Genomic DNA, 22,710 nt, shown 5'->3' with positions numbered 1-22,710 from the left:
TCACCGGCGCTATCGCATTTATCGGTAAATATGACTCCCCAAAATACGCACTAATGGACCAAAAAAAACAAAACCTCGTAACTTTAGCAATTACGAGGTTTAGGGTGGTGGCGTCTCCCAGAATTGAACTGGGGACACACGGATTTTCAGTCCGTCAAAAATTTAGCTAAGTTCAATAAAAACAATATCTTGGAAAATTCAAGAAAGTCAAAACGCAACTTATTAATTTATCTATACTTAGCTTCTGTTGTTCACCGGTGTCCATGTCAATGTTTGTAAGTTATTTGTAAGTTGATTGTTTTGATAAGGAAATTATGCTTCCCCAAAATAAACGATCATTCTTAAAAGTTGACATTATTTTCCTCATCACCACATACGTTTTAAAAAGCCGTGATCAATTAAAACAACACGAAGCTAAACAGTCAGGACTTCATTTTGAATAGTGACTGTTTATTATGGGCTACTTTCCTGCCAAACGACTTAAAACCACATCTCGGGTGAACGGGTGTGGCGTTACAGCACGAGCCAGCACAGCCCTCTCGCAAGAGATCGGCTATGCTGGCGACGCGGAACATGTTTCAAGCGGAGATCGTCGCTTATAATCGATTTTTTGGGATATATGTCGATTGAATACAGGAAGTTATCAATATCGCAAGACGCTTCACGCAAGGATAGTGATTTTCAGGGTGGTCATAGCGCTGATCTTTTTGAAATCTTTTGCATTGAAAGTGACCAGCTCTTCGCAAAAGGTTTCGGCGATGGCGGTATGCAGGCAGTCATTGATGTGACGGAAGCCAAGCTTTCCCGCAAGCGCCACAGCCCGGTCAAAAATCGAGTCGCTGATGCGGAACTCCGTGAATTTTGAGTGAAACCGCAGGTTTTCCTGAATCAAAACCGGCTCAACACCGATGCGGGCCAGCACAAAAGCCAATTCCTGCAGCACCAGCTGAGATACCGTATATTTCCCCTCAACCATCGCGGATTGAATCGTATCGACTGCCAACAACTGCGCCGCTCTCGTCTGGAGGACGACCGAATGCACCAGCACATCCGTATCAAAATAAATCATGCATTAACCTCATCAGCCAGGGCAGAAAGGTCTATCGATTTATCCACTTTCTTCTCACGCCGTCTGTTAAGCCGCAGCAAGTCCGTGAATGCCTTCAAATCAGATTGCGTTTTCTTATCCATTTCATACGGAACGAGCACCAGTGTCATACCCTCGATTCTGATTTCAAAACCGTCACCCGGTTTCAGGTCCATTTCTTTTCTGATTTGCTTTGGAATAATCACTCTGCCAAACTGGTCGATTTTAGAACTGACTGTTAACATATTATCCTCGTTTTTGCCAAATTTACTGTGAAATTTGGCAAAAAACAAGGCTGAATTAGGTGTGTGGCAAACAGTTATATTCTTGCCTTTTTGGCGGCATGTTTCGCCTTGTTACAGGCAGAGCAGACAGCCTGTCCGTTTTTGTAACATGTTTTTCCGCCATCTTCCCACTCGATAATATGGTCTGCTTCCAGATGAAGATCAGCTTCAATGAGCTTCTCTTTGCTTCGCAAACAAATCTGGCAAGTGAAATTATCCCGTTCGAATATCAGGTATTTCAATTTCGGCGGAAAGCTGCGTCTGTCAAAAACCCTTTTCCGATAGGCACTGTTTTGTTCTTCGAGGTCTTTCAAGTTTTCATACAGCTTATTGCGCACCTGCAGGTATTGCTTGAACCGTTCGGATTCAGTGAACAATTTTGATAAACTAACGGTATAGACTTTAATATTCTCTAGTCGGTCAGCATCTGTGAATGTTAGCCCAAACGGTATATTGCTTTTGACCCAGCTCAAATTGTCATCAGGATTACCGATTTTATCTTTAGCTTCCTGAAAGCTGATTCTACCTTGCGATGATTCAAACCTCAGCACGTGTTTGGCCATATGACGAATAGTCGTTTTACAGAGGTATTTTCCGGATGGGTTCTTAAAACGCATTTCAAAATCCTGAAATTTTAACCCCATCCACATGAAAAACATTGGGTTGATCTCGTTGTCTTTGATATACCTGAAAAAATGTTGTCTCGAATTCATTCAACCTCCCCAATCGAAGTTGAATGACCGTCGAAGCCCGATCGCTGAATTTCACAGGATTGCGGTGGATTGGTGTAAGAAAGGATAAATAGCAGAAACAACAGAAATAATTTTAGCATACGCGATGCCTCCGTGAGTTTGACAGTTTGACATAAACAAAATAAGCCGAGTCTTGTCACGCCTCACGGAAGCGCCCACCCCGTCGCCGGAAGTGGAGACTCGGCCAATTAAATACAAATAGGATTCCAACATCCAGCATTCGTAAGCGCAGTACATAAAAAAAGCGCATAACGGAGCGGGACGCCGCCGTGAGTTTTGACGCAAGTAGTATAACCCACGGGAAAATGGATTGCAACAGAAATTTCCAAATCCCACCAAAACACCCACCTTGGACACATAACCCCCAAAAATATTCATCCCCGTTAGTCAAATCCTCCCGGTTTGATCGGTATTTTGGACATCGTATGTCATCAGCTTTCAGCCACACAAACCCGCCTCAAAGGGGTTTTCAACAGGAGAGCGGATTTGCTCTTGAACCGCAGGTGCGAGCCCGCAGGGTGAGGTGCATGGATGCGCCTCATGAATCCTATCGTAATCATCAGGTCTATTCTGAGCTTCTGACATCTTTAGAGGTGCAGGTTGAAACTGGAGCGTTACAATCCTATCGTAATCATCAGGTCGAAATAGCATTCAGCAATCAGCAGTAAGCTTTCAGCCACACAAATCCGCAGGAGAGCGGATTTGCACTTGCACCGCAGGTGCGAGCCCGAAGGGTGAGGCACACGGAAGTGCCTCATGAATCCTATCGTAATCATCAGGTCTATTCTGAGACGAGAAACACTACACAGTAAAACTCAACGCTCTCGACAAGTCACAATCCTATCGTAATCATCAGGTCTATTCTGAGCGCCCGTGCCAATACTCGGAAGGGTTCATCGACCGGCTTGCGTCACAATCCTATCGTAATCATCAGGTCTATTCTGAGTAGTTGTACAAAACCACTTGGGCTCCGTCCCAGTGGTAAGTCACAATCCTATCGTAATCATCAGGTCTATTCTGAGCCAGGATGGAAGGGTGTACGAAGTCATGCTGATCTGGGTGTGTCACAATCCTATCGTAATCATCAGGTCTATTCTGAGTCGCTGGAAGCCAAGGCGCAAGCCGAGCCAAGGCGGACTGTCACAATCCTATCGTAATCATCAGGTCTATTCTGAGATTTATATATTAACACTGTGCCCGATAATAGAAGGGATGTCACAATCCTATCGTAATCATCAGGTCTATTCTGAGACATGAGCTTCTCACGCCCAAACCCATGAGTCAGTTGATTAGTCACAATCCTATCGTAATCATCAGGTCTATTCTGAGGGGCAGCTTTTAGCCGTTAGCTATTGGTTGTTAGCCACACAAATCCGCAGGATAGCGGATTTGCACTTGCACCGCAGGTGCGAGAGCCGAAGGGTGAGGCACACGGAAGTGCCTCATGAATCCTATCGTAATCATCAGGTCTATTCTGAGGGGCAGCTTTTAGCCGTTAGCTATTTAGCTTTCAGCCACACAAATCCGCAGGACAGCGGATTTGCACTTGCACCGCAGGTGCGAGCCCGCAGGGTGAGGGGCATGGATGCGCTTCATGAATCCTATCGTAATCATCAGGTCTATTCTGAGACCCCGGAAGTTGGAAAGCCGCCGCTGAATTATGGTTTTGTCACAATCCTATCGTAATCATCAGGTCTATTCTGAGAACGCCGTACTAGCAGGCGTCACCATAGCGGTCATCGGACTGGTCACAATCCTATCGTAATCATCAGGTCTATTCTGAGGGGCTTTTGAGCAATCCGGAGCAAGTCCTGGTGTTAGTTAAGTCACAATCCTATCGTAATCATCAGGTCAAATCAGCCATCAGCCATCAGCCACACAAATCCGCAGGATAGCGGATTTGCACTTGCACCGCAGGTGCGAGCCCGAAGGGTGAGGCATACGGAAGTGCCTCATGAATCCTATCGTAATCATCAGGTCTATTCTGAGCAAATCGAAGGGTATCGAAATCGACTACACTGAAGATGAAGAAAGGTCACAATCCTATCGTAATCATCAGGTCTATTCTGAGTCAGTTAGTTTCCGAATCTGGGTCGGAAAAGGTAATGTTGTCACAATCCTATCGTAATCATCAGGTCTATTCTGAGGGAAGAAGAACACTGACGGAGGAGAAAAATACAAGGGCAGTCACAATCCTATCGTAATCATCAGGTCTATTCTGAGAATGGTGCTGGCAACAACGCCACCATTAAAGCTGGAGTCGAGTCACAATCCTATCGTAATCATCAGGTCGAATAGCGTTCAGCCATCAGCAGTCAGCTTTCAGCCACACAAATCCGCAGGACAGCGGATTTGCACTTGCACCACAGGTGCGAGCCCGAAGGGTGAGGCACACGGAAGTGCCTCATGAATCCTATCGTAATCATCAGGTCTATTGTGAGGGTCAGAAAGTATCCGGCTTATCAATGGTTGGGCAAGAGTTGTCACAATCCTATCGTAATCATCAGGTCTATTCTGAGTTTTCGTCTTTATGGCAACATTATTAATTTCGGAAAAAAGGTCACAATCCTATCGTAATCATCAGGTCTATTCTGAGATTCGTTTTATGCTCAATCATCTCAATCAAAGGAGTAGCGTCACAATCCTATCGTAATCATCAGGTCTATTCTGAGGGAGCTAATATGTGCTGGGAAAAAAGGTGTAAAAAGTGTCAGTCACAATCCTATCGTAATCATCAGGTCTATTCTGAGAGTGAACGGGAAAGAAGCAGAGTCATTTCTCACAAATTCGTCACAATCCTATCGTAATCATCAGGTCGAAATAGCGTTCAGCCATCAGCTTTCAACCACACAAATCCGCAGGGAAAGCAGATTTGCACTTGCACCGCAGGTGCGAGCCCGCAGGGTGAGGTGCATGGATGCGCCTCATGAATCCTATCGTAATCATCAGGTCTATTCTGAGATGGCGCAATATGTTGATTGCTCCGACGCTGACGAGTGTGTCACAATCCTATCGTAATCATCAGGTCGAAATAGCATTCAGCCATCAGCATTCAGCTTTCAGGCACACAAATCCGCAGGATAGCGGATTTGCACTTGCACCGCAGGTGCGAGCCCGCAGGGTGAGGTGCATGGATGCGCCTCATGAATCCAATCGTAATCATCAGGTCTATTCTGAGGCGTTGCGCTCATCGCCGGGATCATGATGGGTGCCTTCTGGGTCACAATCCTATCGTAATCATCAGGTCTATTCTGAGTAAACTTTACCGATGCCGAAAACGGAGATTTTAGTTTGTCACAATCCTATCGTAATCATCAGGTCTATTCTGAGGGACGTAGAGCGAAAGCTCGAAAGAATTGCGCGGGGTTAAGGTCACAATCCTATCGTAATCATCAGGTCTATTCTGAGATGGCGATACAACGCAAGTCGGCAGGTGGCGGGCTGGAATGCCGTCACAATCCTATCGTAATCATCAGGTCTAACCAGCTATCAGCCATCAGTAATCAGCCACACAAATCCGCAGGAGAGCGGATTTGCACTTGCACCACAGGTGCGAGCCCGAAGGGTGAGGTGCATGGATGCGCCTCATGAATCCTATCGTAATCATCAGGTCTATTCTGAAGGGCAGCTATTAACCATTGGTGCTAGTTTTTGAAAAAGTCACGCGGTATCTGTATCTTAGTTAATAAGCCTTTATTAATTAAGGAGATACCGCATGAACACAATCACTTTTGTAACCGAGCTATTTTCTCGTATTGATGATACAATGATTGAAAATAAGATACAGAAACACCCATTATCATCGTTTTATCCCAGTGAAGTAGCGACTCTGGCTTTTTTGTTTGCTATCAAGGGTGTTGGGAACCGGGCTTTCTATCGCTGGATTAAACGAGATTGGCAAGAATATTTTCCAAATCTGCCTGAACGAACCCGGCTTTTCCGGCTATTCAAGAGACACCGCCACCTGACCAGCTTTTTTATGGCAGAGCCCACTGTGCTCGGCATTATCGATTCTTACGGCATTGAGTTGATCCATCCCGTCCGTGAAGGTCGAAGTGACCAACAGATCGGCAAAAAAGGCAAATCCAATTATCGCTGGATTGTTGGATGCAAACTTTGCCTTGTCATAAACCAGTTCGGATTGATCTCCGCCTGGGATTGTGATACTGCCAATGTCCATGATACGGTATTCCAACATTTAATAAAAGAGCTCCAGGAACATATGATTATCTTTGCCGATCAGCATTTTCATGCAAAAGAAGGCGATCCCGACAACTTGAAAATATGTCAACGGGGGCGATGGAATCAGCGAATGCTCATTGAAACGGTATTCTCCATGCTCACTTTAGTCTGTCATTTTAAAAAAGTAATGCACCGAAAATGGGATTATTTCGTAAATGTCTATTCTGAGAAAGCCATGGGTGCAAACGAATAGCCAGCATTCACAATCCTATCGCTCAATGGGATGGATTGAATCCCGATGAATGTGGCTTTATACCTTTATCTATTGCTGAGTTCAACTTATGAAAAACTAGCACCAATGGTTATTAGCGATTAGCTGTTGGTTTTTAGCCACACAAATCCGCAGGAGAGCGGATTTGCACTTGCACCACAGGTGCGAGCCCGAAGGGTGAGGTGCATGGATGCGCCTCATGAATCCTATCGTAATCATCAGGTCTATTCTGGTTATTAACTCATTATAGTTCAATAAAACAAATGAAAGGAGGTGTCACAATCCTATCGTAATCATCAGGTCTATTCTGAGAGAATTTGTAACAAACGCTTATTCGGAAAACGGTCACAGCTGTCACAATCCTATCGTAATCATCAGGTCTATTCTGAGAAATCTGTTGTATCCGTTTTAATGGGAGTTTTTGTGTCTAGTCACAATCCTATCGTAATCATCAGGTCGAATCAGCATCAGCCGTCAATCAGCCACACAAATCCGCAGGAGAGCGGATTTTCACTTGCACCGCAGGTGCGAGCCCGCAGGGTGAGGAGGCATGGAAGCGCCTCATGAATCCTATCGTAATCATCAGGTCTATTCTGAGCCAAGATAAAGAGATTGATAGATGAAGGTTGGCAGAAAGATGTCACAATCCTATCGTAATCATCAGGTCTATTCTGAGAGAAAGCGGTTTGGGTGCACCCGCAACGTAAACGCTGCAATCCTAGGTCTATTCTGAGATAGTCACAAAGTCACAATCCTATCGTAATCATCAGGTCTATTCTGAGATAACAACTCGCCTGCACGATAATGGGTGCTTGATTTGACAATCCTATCGTAATCATCAGGTCGAATAAGCGTTCAGTAATCAGCAATCAGCTGTCAGCCACACAAATCCGCCCCAGTTTTCAACAGGATAGCGGATTTGCACTTGCACCGCAGGTGCGAGCCCGCAGGGTGAGGTGCATGGATGCGCCTCATGAATCCTATCGTAATCATCAGGTCTATTCTGAGGGGCAGCTATTAGTCGTTAGCTATTTAGCTGTTAGCCACACAAATCCGCAGGAGAGCGGATTTGCACTTGCACCGCAGGTGCGAGCCCGAAGGGTGAGGCACACGGAAGTGCCTCATGAATCCTATCGTAATCATCAGGTCTATTCTGAGTTATTAACTCATTATAGTTCAATAAAACAAATGAAAGGAGGTGTCACAATCCTATCGTAATCATCAGGTCTATTCTGAGAGAATTTGTAACAAACGCTTATTCGGAAAACGGTCACAGCTGTCACAATCCTATCGTAATCATCAGGTCTATTCTGAGAAATCTGTTGTATCCGTTTTAATGGGAGTTTTTGTGTCTAGTCACAATCCTATCGTAATCATCAGGTCGAAATAGTGTTCAGCCATCAGCCGTCAGCTTTCAGGCACACAAATCCGCAGGAGAGCGGATTTGCACTTGCACCGCAGGTGCGAGCCTCGCAGGGTGAGGCACAGGAAGTGCCTCATGAATCCTATCGTAATCATCAGGTCTATTCTGAGTTCCCGGATTTGCTTTGGTGGCATACGGCGAATGAATGGTCACAATCCTATCGTAATCATCAGGTCTATTCTGAGACGACCAGCTTGCAACCGGCTTTGCGGCGGTTCTGGCGAGGTCACAATCCTATCGTAATCATCAGGTCTATTCTGAGTCTAAGGAAAAGCCGGTTTGATTACCCGCAGACGAAGCACTGTCACAATCCTATCGTAATCATCAGGTCTATTCTGAGACCGCCCTTTCCGCAGACGGAGTGACAATTATCAATGAGTCACAATCCTATCGTAATCATCAGGTCTATTCTGAGATAACAACTCGCCTGCACGATAATGGGTGCACTTGATTTGTCACAATCCTATCGTAATCATCAGGTCGAATAAGCGTTCAGTAATCAGCAATCAGCTGTCAGCCACACAAATCCGCCCCGAAGGGGTTTTCAACAGGATAGCGGATTTGCACTTGCACCTCTGGTGCGAGCCCGCAGGGTGAGGGGCATGGATGCGCCTCATGAATCCTATCGTAATCATCAGGTCTATTCTGTGAGGTCACGGTGGAAGACAAGAATCGACTATATCAAGGTCACAATCCTATCGTAATCATCAGGTCTATTCTGAGTTAGTATGATGGATACGCGAACCGGTTTAGTCTTTTTTGTCACAATCCAATCATAATCATCAGGTCTATAAATCTTGTTCGGTTATCACCGACAGGATTGCACACCGCGCTATTTCCCAATAGCGGGTGAGACTGATGTCAAAGAGCACAATTTATAAAACTAGTTTTAGTATGGTATAACCCCTCTGGATGCCACAAAAATAGCCTGAACCAAACTTAAATGGTTGTTTGCAAAAGTTACATTATCATATGTTCTTAAAGCTGTGTTGAGATGTTCACCTTTTGTGAACACTACATAGGCAACATCATAACGATCCCTTAGATTCCACTCAGTTAAAAAATCTTCCAACTCTTTTGCCTCATCATCTGATGTTGCCATATAGACTACAACATCTTGTGTGCAGTCATTTCCCAATTCGCTGTAGTAAGTGATGTTGGTGAACTCAAGTTGTTTGAGCAGGTTCGCTTGTTTATCCATTTTACTTCTGGGTAATTTAATGGGAGTGTTAATTGGATTAATTTTGTAGAAAGCCTTATTAATCTCCTTATTTAAGCCGCTTTGAACCATCTTCTTTAAGGCTTGATAACCAATAAAAGTAATTAGAGATAGCAAAACGCCGCCAATTATTGCATACAAATGTATCGTATGATGGATTTGGTTTTCGACGTTACTAAAATGCTGTAATTTTGCCTGAACATCATCACGAAGTTCGCTTTTGAATGACTTCAGTTCATTTTGTCTTTCATCGCGAATCTCGTGTTTTAGCAAGTCTGTTTTTAAGCTGTCCGTTTGAGAAAAGCCGACAACATTCGTCAGCGCCAAAAAGAAGATGAATAATAATCGCACAGGATTCTCCCTTTAGTTAGTATCAATACGTTTGCACTTTATCCATCCCATTGGATAAACACCATCAGCCAGGTTTCTGGACTTCGGGTCACGTCCGACACGATGTTTATCAAGCGTTATGGACAACTTGCCCGAAAAACGTCCAACACGAAGTAAGAATTCTCCTTCATCAAAATTTACAGCATTATGAATGGCATTAATTTGTCCCTGAATGGATGTGTTTTTGAAAAAACCAGCTTCTACAATTTCCAAACGCTCTTTGTAATATTTACTCACGGCATTTATTAAAACCTCAGGGGTAATCCGGAATGGCGGTTTTCCCTTTTGTTCAAAAACATTCATTTCTGACGACAAGACGATATTCAAATGAAATTTGACAGGGTTCGAACTAATGGTTGAATTAGATACTTCGTGGATCATTTGAATATCGTATATTTTAAAACCGTCATCACCTTGTAATCCGTTTCGCACATTACAAATGTTCGTGCTGCCTAAAGGTAAATGCACATCTTCAACTTTTAAATGTTTGAAAGGGTCTCTGGTAGCATCAACACGTCCAAAATTTAATGCCTGTAATAATGTTCCCTCAATTTTCTGGGCATTACCTTCTATTATGCCTTCATAGCGACTTTCCAATAAATTTAGTATGGCCGTTCGGATAGCACCTTTTATAGAGCTTCCCGGAATTACCGGTTCTTGCGACAGTGTATTTCGCTGATTTAAATTGATAATTAGTTGATTTTCCGTATCACCAATTTTTGCGATGTAGGTCTCTTCAATCTCTTTGCTAACTGGGATAGAGAATTGTGTTACAGATTTGCGAAATGATTTATCTGCATATTTATCAGCAAGAAAGGCTCTTATCTCGGTATAATTCCCCTTCTCATTCAAACTATTAAACCTGTCTAATTCATCAGCAGAAAACCGCGAAATAGCTTTGTCAAAGTTGACTTTGTATAGCATCCCCTCTGATATAACATATTCATATACAGGAATTTCCTCCCCGGTTCCTATATGGACAGGGCTCAGAATTTCACAAGCGAGCTTTATAACTTGATATTTGGGGATGTAAATACGTTTTCTCCTCTTTGCGTCATAAGAGGGGTGCTCTGAACGTCCACGATGGCTTGGGTTATTACTCATTGCTATCCTCCACTATATGAATTGGAAAAGGAAAAGCATAGCCGTATTGAACTATCTCCTTATTTGTGCCATGGATATTGGTCTGAAGTTTCCCATATGTCTTATACATTGAGAATTGGGAATCTTTAATCACGGCTCCGGCTTTTAGCATGACAACGGCATTGTTGCATAATTCAGATTAAACACGGATATTCTTGGCCATCATATTAACACAGGTGATATCCCATGGCAGCAAAGAAATCCTATAGAGTATCCAACTGGTCGTCCTATAACCGTTCCTTGATCGAACGTGGCAGCTTGACAATTTGGTTTAATGAAGCAGCGATCAAAAAATGGAATGCGATTGATAAGACCGGTAAACGTGGTCGCCCGGGCACTTATTCTGATATTGCCATTGAAACGGCGTTGAGCCTGCGGGCCATTTTCAAGTTGCCGCTGCGGGCGACTCAGGGATTGGTCGGTTCCATGATTACGTTGATGAATCTGCCTTTGAAAAACCCGGATTACAGTACGCTTTGCCGTCGCCAACTGAGCCTGGAGGTTCAACTGCCACGCACTCATAGTGGGCAATCGCTTCACGTAGTGGTTGATGCTACCGGGCTGAAGATCTTTGGCGAGGGAGAGTGGAAAGTACGACAACATGGCTATAGCAAAAGACGCACCTGGAGAAAATTGCACTTGGCCATTGACGAAGGTAGTAGTGAAATATTGGTTTCGATTTTTACCGAAGCCGATGGTGGCGATGGCGAACAACTGCCAGAGATGTTGAATTCGATCGAAGAGCCGATTGCACAGGTAAGCGGTGACGGTGCTTACGATAGTTGGGATAACCACGAGGCGATCGCGGAGCGGGGAGCAAAGGCAACGATACCACCTCGAAAAGGGAGTCGCATCAGACAACATGGAAACACTGCAAAAGCGACGTTGCCCAGGGATGAAATTCTCAGAGCGATAAGGAAAATGGGCAAGGCAGCCTGGAAGAAAACCAGCGGTTATCACCGTCGCAGCATTGCCGAAAATGTCATGTACCGATTGAAAACCCTCTTTGGAGACAGCTTGAGCAACCGGCTGTTTGAGCATCAGGCAACTGAGGCTTTTATTCGCTGCTCGGTATTGAACAAAATGACGCATTTGGGAATGCCTAAAAGTTATATGGTGAACGACTGATCCGCGCGATGGCGGCAAGGTAGATCACACTTAGTTGAATTATGCAACAAAGCCGTTCTATAGCATTAATAGCTAAAAAACAACGCAGTGAGATGTCTATTTCTTCATTGGTGGTATAATACAACCGTTTTCTGAGAGTACCGCCAGTGGATAGAACAGCCAAACGATCTTGTAACCAAGTCGGAGAATTCTCAACATTATCCAAAACCATATAGTATGAATTTGATACCGCAGCATCGAAATCCTTTTGATTATGTTCAACAGGTGTAACATTGAAGTATCGTCCAAATAAAATTATTCCAATTAACCGTTGAACAAAACTCTTTCCTGATCCTTTTGGTCCAATGAAGGTAAGGATTGGTTTTGTAGGCATAATGCTCTCGAAAAAAAGTGCATATAACCATACTTTTAGCAATAATTGAACATCTTCGACTGAGTTTGATGATGTGTCGAAATTGATATCTGAGATGAAATCTCTATCTAACCAACTGAAAGTTTGATTATTATCAAACTCTAAAAATTTGAAAGGATCTGTCTTTTGTTTTTGTAAAAATAAAATGCCGTCAGTGCCGTTGTCCACCAGATCAACGGAATTTGGAGTAATTCGATAGATTTGACTATCATGGTTATAAAGGTATGAAATGTTATTTGTACTGTCATAAAAGGAAGTGGTATGAATCTTAGTCACCTTCCCATTTTTATACCCAAAGGCATGGATAGCTTCTGATATATAATTGAAAAGTCTCTCTGAACGATTTAAGCCAAGGTTATCAAGTAACAATTTACATTCTAAATCGCCCGAAGAAATCTTGCATAAATGTTTTCTAACTTTATCAAAAAAAAATACTTCACTCTCGTTTCGATAAAATTCACCACGCATGTTTAGGTCGTCGATTACGATTTCTGCGATTTTTTGGTTTATCTCAAACTCCCTTAAATTTTTGTTTTGTCCATTTTTACATCTTATGTTTTTTATATCATTAATTAGTTCATCAACATTCCGTGGGAGGAATTTTTTTTCAGAAATAAGTTGTTTGACATCATTCCACAAATCTTCGATTTTTTCATTTCTGTTTTTTTGTATGAAGTCATCCAAGTCGCTGTCCAATTCAGGAGTGGTAAATGCTGAAACATACATCGTTCGACGAGTTTTTTCGACTAATTTTAGACCAGCACCGCTAATATCTGGTCTTCCCCCGAAAAAGTGGACACAAAGTTAAGCTGCATTGATGAATTTAAGTTGTTCAAACTGAACCGGAGTCAAATAGCCAATGGCTGAATGCTTCCGGATCTTATTATAGAAAATTTCGATGTAATAAAAAATGCTTTGTTTTGCTTCATTCCGGGTTTTGAAAACCGGGAACGGATAAATGAATTCGCGTTTCAAGGAACTAAAGAAACTTTCAGCCATGGCATTGTCGTAACAGTCGCCTTTTTTGCTCATGCTTTGCTGAATGTTCCGTTGTTTCAAAAATTCACCAACAGCGCGGGCGGCATACTGGCTACCGCGGTCGGAGTGAAAGATCATCCCTGAAGGGATCTTACGGCGCCCCAGGGCGCTTTTTAGAGCGTTTAACACCAGGTCTTTGGTCATTCGCTGATTCATTGACCAGCCAACAATCTGGCGAGAGAATACGTCCAGAATGATTGCCAGATACAGCCATCCTTCCAGCGTCCAGACGTAGGTGATGTCTGATACCCATAACCGATTCGGTGCCGGGGAACTGAAGTCTTGTTCAACCAGATTGGGAGCCACCGGCAGATCGTGTTTGGAATCGGTGGTCACCTTGAATTTGCGCTTTGTTTTGGCTGCCAACTCCTTTTTCCGCATCAGCCGGGCAACGCGATTCTCACTGCATTGGATGCCTTTATCCCGTAATTCACGGGTGATTCTCGGGCTTCCATAGGTGCCATGAGCGGCATCATAGGTTTCTTTAATTCGCACGTAAAGTGCTTCATTACTATTTTTACGGTCACTTTCCGGGGCATTGCGCAAGCGATAATAGCCGCTCCTGGATACATCCAGAACCCGGCACATTTTCTCCACAGAAAATTCGGAGCGGTGATTGTCGATGAATTCAAACTTCATTTGCTGTGTTTCGAGAAAATGGCCAAGGCTTTTTTTAAGATGTCGCGCTCCGCTTTGACAGATGCCAGTTCTTTTTCCAGACGACGCATTTCTTCAGCTTCGGGAAGCAGCTTGCCTTTTCCCGGAAATGCAGCTGTGCCGTTTTGTTTGAACTCCTGAATCCAGCGACTCAGGTTGTTGGGATGAATACCCAGATTCCGAGATACCTCGGCAATCTTTTGATCGCCCTCGAGAACTAATTTAACAGCTTCTTTTTTGAACTCTGTTGTAAAAACCCTTCGTGTTGTTTCTTCTTTCATGACACACCTCTGTAATTTGGGTTGTTAATATACAACTTTTTGGTGTGTCCACAAAAATGGGGGAACTTCAATCATTATCATAACAGATGATGGGTGTTTTGCATACTTTTCGAAGGGTTTGGCAGTCTGCGCAAGTCACGCTGCCGACGGCTGCGGCATGAATATACCCAGGATGCCATCCTTGCGATTTACAATACTTTATTGTAAGTGATTGAAGTGATAACAAATTAAATTCACCCTCAACAACAATGAAGCTTTGGTTGTAGAAGGTCCATTCTGGAGACTTGAAAGGGGCAAACAAGTTTAACCCGAAAACCCCAACTTTTTGAAAAGGCTTAAAAAAAAGAATTTCTTTTGAATAGGGTTTTCTGAAACGAATTGCTGTTATACGATGATTTTCATCGGTATAGAAAAAGCAAAGCCAACCGGCGGTGCCTTCAAGACAGTTGAGTAATTTTTCTTTGATTGTTTGTATAAGACCTATTTGATCCTCTTCACTCAAGCCAGTTTGTTTAAGAGGCCTGCCGCGTTTTCCTGTTCTGCTTTGCTTTTTATTTTGTAGTTTTTCACTTAGCTCATCTTCAATGTCTGAAAATATAGAACTCGAATTGTACTCTTGGGGGACAACCCCTAACATTGCGTCTTTTATTATTTGGGGGTGAAGATTTCGTTCTCGTGATAGATACGAATAAGCAGTTTGATCTGTTTGGTTTTGTTGTTTAAGCAATTCATTATGAAAATCTTGATACAATTTTTCAAGAACGTGATATACTTTTGAATAGAAATCATTGTTGCTTGAAAAGGGTTTGATGAATTTTCCACAACTTGGAAAAAAGCATTTTGCGAGATTGTCATCCCGATTTATAGAAAGACTATTATGACCACAATACGGACACCCGGTTTGCTTACCTGCACTTACCTGAATACCGTGTTTTTCAAGCAAAAATTGTGTTACTGACGCATTCATCTCTAACTCCTTTTTTGATAAACAAAAAACCCCTGGAATCTTTCGACACAGGGGTTACCAGGAGTTCTTTGTAAAAAAAATCTATTTAGTGTGTATAAATGAACACCTTATTTTGGGCTTAGCTAATACTGATTTGCCCCTGTGTCGAACATACAGGGGTATGTTATAAATTCTTATCGGGTATAAAAAAGTGTATTATTGATGCAATCGTGTAAAAATCGTGTATTTTTACAGACCACCGAAAATTTTGATATTTAAATCCTGATCGATGATATTCAGCCTATAGTAGCCTTTTCTTACAGGAGAATTTTTGGAACGAGTATATCGCAGGAATAATTTATTGTATGCTTCTCTTCGCGATCGGAATATATCTTTGACAGAACCACTTGGGTAGGATGTTAATTTTAATACCTCCTTTTCATGAACCTGTTCAAATCCTTCTAAATGATATTTAATGATAATCTTAATTATCTCAGTTTGCCGCTTTGTAAATTTGTATTGTTTACTCAGAATTTTACTGTACTCCTCGGCTTTGGCTTCCGTCAAGCCAAAGTCTGCATTTGAATCCGGATATTTTAAACGGTAATTCTCGTTTTCTAATGTCGCATTATAATCTTGAGTAAGATCAAGTTTGTGTTGGGTTTTTTCAAGCTCTTTATGTTTGCTTTCTAATACAGTTTTGGTCATTTCAAGTTCTTCACCCTTCAAACGAGCTTTTTGAAATCCCTCCAGCACGAGATCTGAATTTGCTTTAGTTTCTTCTTTGCAAATGTCGTTCATAGGGTAAATTTTATTTTTAAAGGATCTCAATCTTTCCCGGTTTGAATGAACCGACACATCATCATTGGAGCTTCTTGAACTGGCCGTTATTTCTTTCTCATCAGCAGGGTTCTCTATTTTTTTCATGAGATCGCCGAGCAATTGTCGAGCATTTTTTTTCTCTTTCCCATTTGCCTGTTTCGCTTTTTTTGAGGAGCGTAGCTTTTTTAAAACCTCCTCTTCGGTTGCAGATTTAGGGATCTTCACACCATTTATGTAAGCTTTATGCACTGATTTTTGACCAGACATTTTTGACTCCTTAAAATTAAGTATGGTTTCAGAATTGCGATATTTGCTGCACCACTTGTTGTGCCGTTTCAATTGACAAACGTCCTAAAATCTTTTACCAGTTGTTCCTCAAATCCCTCATACGCCAGACGATACTGTCTGCATTCGAGTTCTTAGCGCTACCTGCGATTGCGCGCCCGAATCTGTTTGGCAATTCCGGTCGTCACCGGTACCGGCTTAAAGGCATCTTCGGGAATCCTTTCCTTCGGGCGTTCCAGGGTATCGATTCCCACCAGGCTGTTGCCACACTTGATGCGATGATACAGAAAGGTGATGGGCATACCGCGATTGTGTCCAGCCAGCCATAGCGCCACTTTGCAGAGATCCACTGCCAAGGGATTGATATCCACACCTTAAACACAGTGCCGGAAAATATCTCGCATCGCCCGGCGGAACTAGGCTGGAGTGGGTCTTCGCCGCTGCGCAGCTTTGCCTGCTCACTGGCCAAGCGTCGGGATGCTGCCAACAAAAAATGACCAGAGCCTGCAGCAGGGTCGCACACTTTTATGGATAGTAGCAGCGCGGCAATTCGCTCTTCCATCACCGGCACCAGCGCGCTTTTGATCAATTCGTTCACCAACTCCGGGCGGCTGTAGTAGGAGCCGGTGGATTTGCGCTCTGTGCCAAATACTAGGTCAAACGTCATTTGTCCGTTGCGCTCCCGAATATCCGGGTGGCAGTCCAGCAGGCTTTCATACACCGAGCCGAGTTCTTCCACATCCAGATGGGCGTAGTTGATGCGGCGGGTGGTTTTGCTGTCTTTAATCAGCAAAATGTGGGCGAATCCGCGCAGAAAGCCGCGATTGTAGAGGCGGGTTTCCTCCAAATCCGGTATGGAGCGGGGGACGAACAATTCACCGTTCAGCACTGTGATGCCCAATATTGCGCCCTGCCACTCGTCGCAATACTGGCTGAAATTCTGTTTGACCGCTTCCCAGAGATCCCAATGACGTTCCTCGGGATCCAACGGCCGTTCCACTTTGCTGCGCAACCGGGAAATGCTGTAATTCTCATCATAAATGCGATACAGGGTGTCATTTTCCGGATCGGGAACCACCAAGTTGCGTACTTCGGAAACCATCAGAAACAGAAAGCGATATACCAGCCGCAGCAGTTGGCGGTAGTAGTTCAAGGTTTGCAGTTCATTGCTTTGGATCTTGTTGCGCAAATGCTCATTTGCGGGATGTGCCAGGAAACCGTTGCCAAATATTTTGATGGCAGATTCTACGCCATCCCGCAGTTTTTTCTGCACACTTCCGCCTGATTCGATGCCGGTCAGGTAGTATTGCTCCAGCAGGCATTCGTGAACGGTATCGATACTGCCGGGCCAGCGCGTATGGTGGATAAGTCTAAACAAAATCGAAAAGTCAGAGAAGTGTTCGCCGGTCATTACCTCGCGGAGGTCGAATTGCAGGTAGGTAGGTCGGCTAGGGTGGGCGGCATCCCGCAGAATTCGAAGCTGGTAATAGTTGGTAACAATTGTCCAGAGATGCTCGGTGCGGTTCAAATACTCCTGAACCAGGGCATGCGGGGAGATGCGCGGTCTGCCGCTGGGTGGTCGGCAATCCAGATCCACATTGGCGCCTTCGATGTGAATGGGCAGCCCTTCCTCTACTTTGCCCAGCCGGTGGGAAATGAAATAGGATTGACCGCCCACCTGGGCTGCGCTGCGGGAAAAGCTGATGTCTTCAAAGCCCAATGTGCGCAAAAATGGCAGTATCCACAGTTCCCGGGTAACCGTAGCCCCCGTTTCATCCGCTTTAACACGGCGTAAGCCGTGCTGGAAGGCTTCCCAATAAGCGCGGGCATCTGACCAACTTGCGGCAATTTCATCAACAAGTCGTAATTTGCCGTTGAGGGAAAAATCAGATGCTTTTTGACCAATTGCTGTCCCGTTGTAAATTTCGGTGAGCAAATCTGCTGAAATTAATGTGCCTTCAATCTGAATGGTTTGCCAATTCATCGACGTCGCTGTCTTGTTCTTTCAGGTTATACAATGCGTTTTTGAAAATATATGGCTAAAATATAGATCATCACGTGATCAAATTGAAGAAAAAGATTCAGATATTTTGGATGAGGAAATTTAAAAAGCAATTTAATGTTCATTAAATTTTGATTTCACAGGGTTAAAAGGTTAAAAGAGTTAAATGTATTTTGCACCTTTTCTTCTATAATTTAATTATTATTCTTTTATTTTTTTTATTTTTTTTGAGAGGTTAGAGTAGAAAAAGATTTAACTCTTTTAACCTTTTAACTAAACTGATTTTCATGACTTTTTTCGAAACACAATATTGAAGTTCCCCCAGTTTTGTGGACACACCGAAAAGTTGTATATTAACAATCAAAACGACGGAGGTGTGTCATGGAAACAGAAAAAACTCGCAGAGTTTTTACAACTGAATTCAAAAAAGAAGCCGTTAAATTGGTCATCGAAGGCGGTCAGAAGACCGCCGAGGTATCTCGAAATCTGGGTATCCATCCCAATAACTTGGGTCGCTGGGTCCAGGAGTTCAAACAAAACGGTACTGCTGCATTTCCGGGAAAAGGCAACCAGCTACCCGAAGTTGAAGAAATGCGTCGCCTGAAAAAAGAACTGGCTACTGTCAAAGAGGAGCGCGACATCTTAAAAAAAGCCTTGGCCATTTTCTCGAAACACAGCAAATGAAATTTGAATTTATAAACAATCACCGCTCCGAGTTTGCTGTGGGGAAAATGTGCCGGGTTCTGGATGTATCCAGGAGCGGCTATTACCGGTGGCGCAATGCCCCGGAGAGTGAACGCAAGAAAAGCAATGAAGCACTTTACTTGAAAATTGAAGAAACCTATGATGCCTCTTATGGCACCTATGGAAGCCGAGAATCACCCGTGAATTACGGGATAAAGGCATCCAATGCAGTGAGAATCGCGTTGCCCGGCTGATGCTCAGAGAAGGAACTGGCAGCCAGAACAAAGCGAAAATTCAAGGTGACCACCGATTCCAAACACGATCTGCCGGTGGCTCCCAATCTGGTTGAACAAGACTTCCTCGTAGAGTCCCTTCGGGAAGCGCCCCGGGACCGAACCAACTGTGGGTATCCGACATCACTTACGTCTGGACGCTGGAAGGGTGGCTGTATCTGGCAATCATCCTGGACGTCTTCTCGCGCCAGATTATTGGCTGGTCAATGAGTCAGCGAATGACCAAAGACCTGGTGTTAAACGCGTTGAAAAGCGCTCTGGGACGCCGCAAGAACCTGTCAGGGCTGATCTTTCACTCCGATCGCGGCAGTCAGTATGCCGCCCATGCGGTTGGCGAATTGTTGCAACAACACGGCATAAAGCAAAGCATGAGCAAAAAGGGCGATTGCTATGACAATGCCATGGCAGAAAGTTTCTTTAGTTCTTTGAAACGCGAATTCATTTATCCGTTTCCGGCATTTAAAACCCGGAATGAAGCGAAACAGAGTATTTTTTATTACATCGAAATTTTCTATAATAAAATCCGGAAGCATTCAGCTATTGGCTATCTAACACCGGTTCAGTTTGAACAACTTAAACTTAACAATGCAGCTTAACTTTGTGTCCACTTTTTCGGGGGAAGGCCATATGGTACCATATATTGAAAAGGGTTTTGTGACAAAACAATCACACTTTCCCAAAAGCGGGGCACAGAATGATATTTGTTGTTATCTTGAGCCAGATTTCGGGGAAGGCCAAATACCACTGAACTTGTTTAACAACCCATTAAGTTTAGTTATATTTTGCTTTTTATTGTAGAATATTATACAATTCATAAATAATCAATGAGGGATTATAATTGAATGCAAAGGTAAAAGAAATTTTTTGGTGGGGATCAATTGTTATAACCACTTTAATTATCTCTGGTTTCCATATGAACACACCGCCGACTGAAGGGCATATACATTTAATACTTATGCAGACATATTTTATTCCAATTCTGATTGGTGCGTTACAATTTGGCGTAAAGGGTGGATTAGGCACTGCAATCGTCGTTAGCACTATTTTTACGCCTCATATAATGTTTCAATGGGTTGGGGATTTTGAGCACAATTTGCTCGGATTCCTGCAGGTACTGTTATTCAATATCATTGGTTACTTAACCGGGTTAAAGGCTCAAAAAGAAAAAAGAGAAAAAGAGCGGTACCAACAAATAGCTACCGAATTAGAAAATTCTCTGAAAAAGCTTAAAACACAAGCCAGTGAATTGTCAGAATTAGAAGAACAACTGCGGCTTTCTGACAGGTTAGCAATAGTTGGTGAATTGACAGCAAGTATGGCACATGAATTGCGGAATCCGCTTGGAACCATACGTGGGACAGTTGAAATTATAAATGACGAATTGCCAGAAGATTTAAAAAAGAATGAGTTTTTTGAAATTCTTATATTAGAAACCGAACGTATGAGCAGCGTTGTAGAGAGTTATTTGAATTTTGCCAAAAAACAAACTTTCCCGGACACGAACTATAATGTGAACGAAATTATTCACAATTCTTGCCTGATTTTGGCAAGCCGTGCCAGAAAAGAGCGAATCCGTTTCCGAAAGAATCTTCCAGCTACGCCACTCATTTTGAACGGGAATCCCAATGACTTGCAACAAATCTTGATAAACCTGTTGTTAAATGCCATCGAGGCAATGAAATCGCCTGGTGAAATATTGATTTCAGGAACAATTGCAGACGGAAACAATGATGCCAATAAACAATATCCTGGAAATCTATTGACATTATCAATCAAAGACCAGGGAAAGGGTATCAAGCCAGAGAACATGAAAGAGATATTTAAACCCTTTTTCACAACTAAAAAAAAGGGAACGGGTTTAGGATTAAGCATTGTAAAACGAATCGCCGATCAACATCACTGGCGAATTCAGATAAACAGCACACCTGATCAGGGCACGGAATTCATCCTTTTAATTGAGCAGGAAACAGAGAGAAAAAAAATAAAAACGTTATATTAGCAGAAACTTGAAAATCTCTAAGTATCATTTAACCATACGAAAGTTTCAACATGAATCGCATTTTACTCATAGATGACGATGTGAATCTATGCAAAGTCATTGCCTATCAATTGAAAAAAAACGGCTACAATGTCACATCTGCGAATAGTGGTGCAGAAGGTTTAAAGTATTTTGCTCAACAGGATTTCGAGTTGGTTATAACCGATATACAGATGCCGGACATAAGTGGGATTCAGGTTTTAAAAGATATCCGCCGCCGTAACCGGCAGGTAGTTGTCATTATTATCACAGCACATGGCAGTGTGGATAATGCCCTGGAAGCTTGCCATCTTGGGGCAGATGACTATTTGACCAAACCCTTTGGTCAAGAGCAATTGCGATTTGTTATCGAGAAAGCCCTGCAATTGCGAAGGTTGCAGCAGGAGAACAATATACTTCGGCAGGAATTAATAGGAAAATACCGTTTTGAAAATTTGGTGGCACACAGTGCGAAAATGGAAGAGGTGTTAAAAATGGCTGGGCGGGTGGCTGCCAGTGATGCAACAGTATTGATCCTTGGCGAAAGCGGGACCGGAAAAGAATTGGTTGCACGGGCAATACATTATAACAGTCCGCGAAAAGACAAACCCCTGGTGACAGTCAATTGCCCGTCGATTCCCGATAACTTGTTGGAAAGTGAATTGTTCGGTCATGTAAAAGGCGCCTTCACAGGTGCCATTAAAGATCGCAAAGGCAAATTTGAGATCGCTGATGGCGGCTCGATCTTTCTTGATGAAATTGGGGATTTGAGGGAGGATGTCCAGGCCAAACTATTGCGTGTCCTTCAGGAGCATGAGGTAGAACGCCTAGGAGGTTCCAAAACTATCAAAACTGATGTCCGGGTTATTGCTGCCACCAACAAGAATTTGGAAATGATGGTCCAGGAGGGCAACTTTCGGGAAGACCTGTACTATCGCTTAAGTGTTGTGCCGGTCCAGATCCCGCCATTAAGGGATCGAAAGGAGGAGGTTCCTTATATGGTTGATTTTTTCATCAAACGATATGCCAAGGACCGCCGGTTCCAGGTTGCGCCGGAAGTCATTACCGCGTTGCAGGATTATGAGTGGCCGGGCAATGTGAGAGAGCTGGAAAACGTAATTGAGCGTGCAGTAGTACTCTCCTCCGATAATCACATTACAATGGATAGTCTGCCCGCAAACTTGCTAACCAGGCTAAAAACAGCGGATTCGGATCAACACAGGATTTCTGCTGACACCCATTCACTTGCAGAAGTGGAGAAAAGGGCGATACTGGGAGCGCTTGATGAGGCTGGCGGCAACCGTTCCAAAGCCGCCCGAATACTTAAAGTCCCCCGGCATGTGTTGCTGTATCGCTTAAAAAAACTAAACATCGATTCGTAGAAAGACGGAAAA

General features: G+C 43.4%; 14 protein-coding genes, 1 pseudogene and 5 CRISPR repeat arrays. Of the genes and pseudogenes, 5 read left to right on the top strand and 10 right to left on the bottom strand.

Features of this window, described 5'->3' with window-relative positions; translation table 11 throughout:
* Positions 1–661: 661 nt before the first annotated feature.
* The 3 genes from H6629_05675 to H6629_05665 form a co-directional block, all read right to left on the bottom strand.
* Positions 662–1,069, bottom strand: coding sequence for a PIN domain-containing protein (locus tag H6629_05675; GenBank protein ID MCB9067279.1), 408 nt, complete (start codon positions 1,067–1,069; stop codon positions 662–664).
* The gene (locus H6629_05670; protein ID MCB9067278.1) at positions 1,066–1,332 is read right to left on the bottom strand and encodes an AbrB/MazE/SpoVT family DNA-binding domain-containing protein; all 267 of its coding nucleotides are present in this window, start codon (positions 1,330–1,332) and stop codon (positions 1,066–1,068) included. The genes H6629_05675 and H6629_05670 overlap by 4 nt, the downstream gene beginning before the upstream one ends.
* A 74-nt stretch (positions 1,333–1,406) precedes the next feature.
* Positions 1,407–2,084 carry an HNH endonuclease gene (locus H6629_05665; protein ID MCB9067277.1) on the bottom strand — a complete coding sequence of 226 codons (678 nt, stop codon included), beginning with the start codon at positions 2,082–2,084 and terminating at the stop codon, positions 1,407–1,409.
* Positions 2,085–2,877: 793 nt separating this feature from the next.
* Positions 2,878–3,452: a CRISPR direct-repeat array (repeat unit 37 nt; unit sequence GTCACAATCCTATCGTAATCATCAGGTCTATTCTGAG).
* A gap of 623 nt (positions 3,453–4,075) precedes the next feature.
* Positions 4,076–4,424: a CRISPR direct-repeat array (repeat unit 37 nt; unit sequence GTCACAATCCTATCGTAATCATCAGGTCTATTCTGAG).
* A gap of 103 nt (positions 4,425–4,527) precedes the next feature.
* A CRISPR array of direct repeats spans positions 4,528–4,944; the repeat unit is 37 nt; unit sequence GTCACAATCCTATCGTAATCATCAGGTCTATTCTGAG.
* A 320-nt stretch (positions 4,945–5,264) separates the two neighbouring features.
* Positions 5,265–5,611: direct repeats of the CRISPR family, unit length 37 nt; unit sequence GTCACAATCCTATCGTAATCATCAGGTCTATTCTGAG.
* 227 nt (positions 5,612–5,838) lie between these two features.
* On the opposite strand from H6629_05665, the gene H6629_05660 reads away from it, so the two are divergent.
* Entirely contained in the window at positions 5,839–6,558 is a 720-nt protein-coding gene (locus tag H6629_05660; GenBank protein ID MCB9067276.1) for a transposase, read from the top strand.
* Between the two features lie 1,514 nt (positions 6,559–8,072).
* Positions 8,073–8,490: direct repeats of the CRISPR family, unit length 37 nt; unit sequence GTCACAATCCTATCGTAATCATCAGGTCTATTCTGAG.
* Between the two features lie 398 nt (positions 8,491–8,888).
* Here H6629_05660 and H6629_05655 read toward each other — a convergent pair.
* Together H6629_05655 and csm5 are read right to left on the bottom strand one after the other, a co-directional pair.
* A complete protein-coding gene (locus tag H6629_05655) occupies positions 8,889–9,569 on the bottom strand; it encodes a hypothetical protein (protein MCB9067275.1) in 681 nt (226 codons plus the stop codon).
* A gap of 12 nt (positions 9,570–9,581) precedes the next feature.
* The gene (csm5, locus tag H6629_05650) at positions 9,582–10,712 is read right to left on the bottom strand and encodes a type III-A CRISPR-associated RAMP protein Csm5 (protein MCB9067274.1); all 1,131 of its coding nucleotides are present in this window, start codon (positions 10,710–10,712) and stop codon (positions 9,582–9,584) included.
* Between the two features lie 225 nt (positions 10,713–10,937).
* On the opposite strand from csm5, the gene H6629_05645 reads away from it, so the two are divergent.
* Positions 10,938–11,879, top strand: a complete 942-nt coding sequence (locus H6629_05645) for an IS5 family transposase (protein ID MCB9067273.1) — start codon at positions 10,938–10,940, stop codon at positions 11,877–11,879.
* Here the strand turns inward: H6629_05645 and H6629_05640 are convergent.
* The 5 genes from H6629_05640 to H6629_05620 all read right to left on the bottom strand — a co-directional run bounded on the left by H6629_05640 (position 11,854) and on the right by H6629_05620 (position 18,304).
* Positions 11,854–13,017, bottom strand: a complete 1,164-nt coding sequence (locus tag H6629_05640; GenBank protein MCB9067272.1) for a hypothetical protein — start codon at positions 13,015–13,017, stop codon at positions 11,854–11,856. The two genes, H6629_05645 and H6629_05640, sit on opposite strands and share 26 nt — an antisense overlap.
* A gap of 78 nt (positions 13,018–13,095) precedes the next feature.
* Positions 13,096–14,267 (bottom strand): IS3 family transposase gene (locus H6629_05635; protein ID MCB9067271.1). Its coding sequence is split into 2 segments (ribosomal slippage): positions 13,096–14,009 and positions 14,009–14,267, totalling 1,173 coding nucleotides; the frame shifts between segments, so codons are not numbered across the junction.
* Between the two features lie 67 nt (positions 14,268–14,334).
* Positions 14,335–15,234 carry a toprim domain-containing protein gene (locus tag H6629_05630; protein MCB9067270.1) on the bottom strand — a complete coding sequence of 300 codons (900 nt, stop codon included), beginning with the start codon at positions 15,232–15,234 and terminating at the stop codon, positions 14,335–14,337.
* 228 nt (positions 15,235–15,462) lie between these two features.
* The gene (locus H6629_05625) at positions 15,463–16,302 is read right to left on the bottom strand and encodes a hypothetical protein (protein MCB9067269.1); all 840 of its coding nucleotides are present in this window, start codon (positions 16,300–16,302) and stop codon (positions 15,463–15,465) included.
* A 202-nt stretch (positions 16,303–16,504) separates the two neighbouring features.
* On the bottom strand, positions 16,505–18,304 hold the full coding sequence (locus H6629_05620) for an SAM-dependent DNA methyltransferase (GenBank protein MCB9067268.1): 1,800 nt from the start codon (positions 18,302–18,304) through the stop codon (positions 16,505–16,507).
* Between the two features lie 399 nt (positions 18,305–18,703).
* Here H6629_05620 and H6629_05615 point away from each other — a divergent pair.
* The 3 genes and pseudogenes from H6629_05615 to H6629_05605 all read left to right on the top strand — a co-directional run bounded on the left by H6629_05615 (position 18,704) and on the right by H6629_05605 (position 22,698).
* A pseudogene (locus tag H6629_05615) lies at positions 18,704–19,895 on the top strand (IS3 family transposase).
* Between the two features lie 242 nt (positions 19,896–20,137).
* Positions 20,138–21,298 carry a GHKL domain-containing protein gene (locus H6629_05610; protein ID MCB9067267.1) on the top strand — a complete coding sequence of 387 codons (1,161 nt, stop codon included), beginning with the start codon at positions 20,138–20,140 and terminating at the stop codon, positions 21,296–21,298.
* 50 nt (positions 21,299–21,348) lie between these two features.
* Positions 21,349–22,698, top strand: coding sequence for a sigma-54-dependent Fis family transcriptional regulator (locus tag H6629_05605; GenBank protein ID MCB9067266.1), 1,350 nt, complete (start codon positions 21,349–21,351; stop codon positions 22,696–22,698).
* The last annotated feature ends 12 nt before the right edge of the window (positions 22,699–22,710 follow it).

It is taken from the genome of Calditrichia bacterium, assembly GCA_020634975.1.
In the GTDB taxonomy this organism is placed as follows: Bacteria; Calditrichota; Calditrichia; order RBG-13-44-9; family J075; genus JACKAQ01.
The sequence above is the reverse complement of the archived record's forward strand: the minus strand, read 5'-3'. Positions and strand labels throughout refer to the sequence as shown.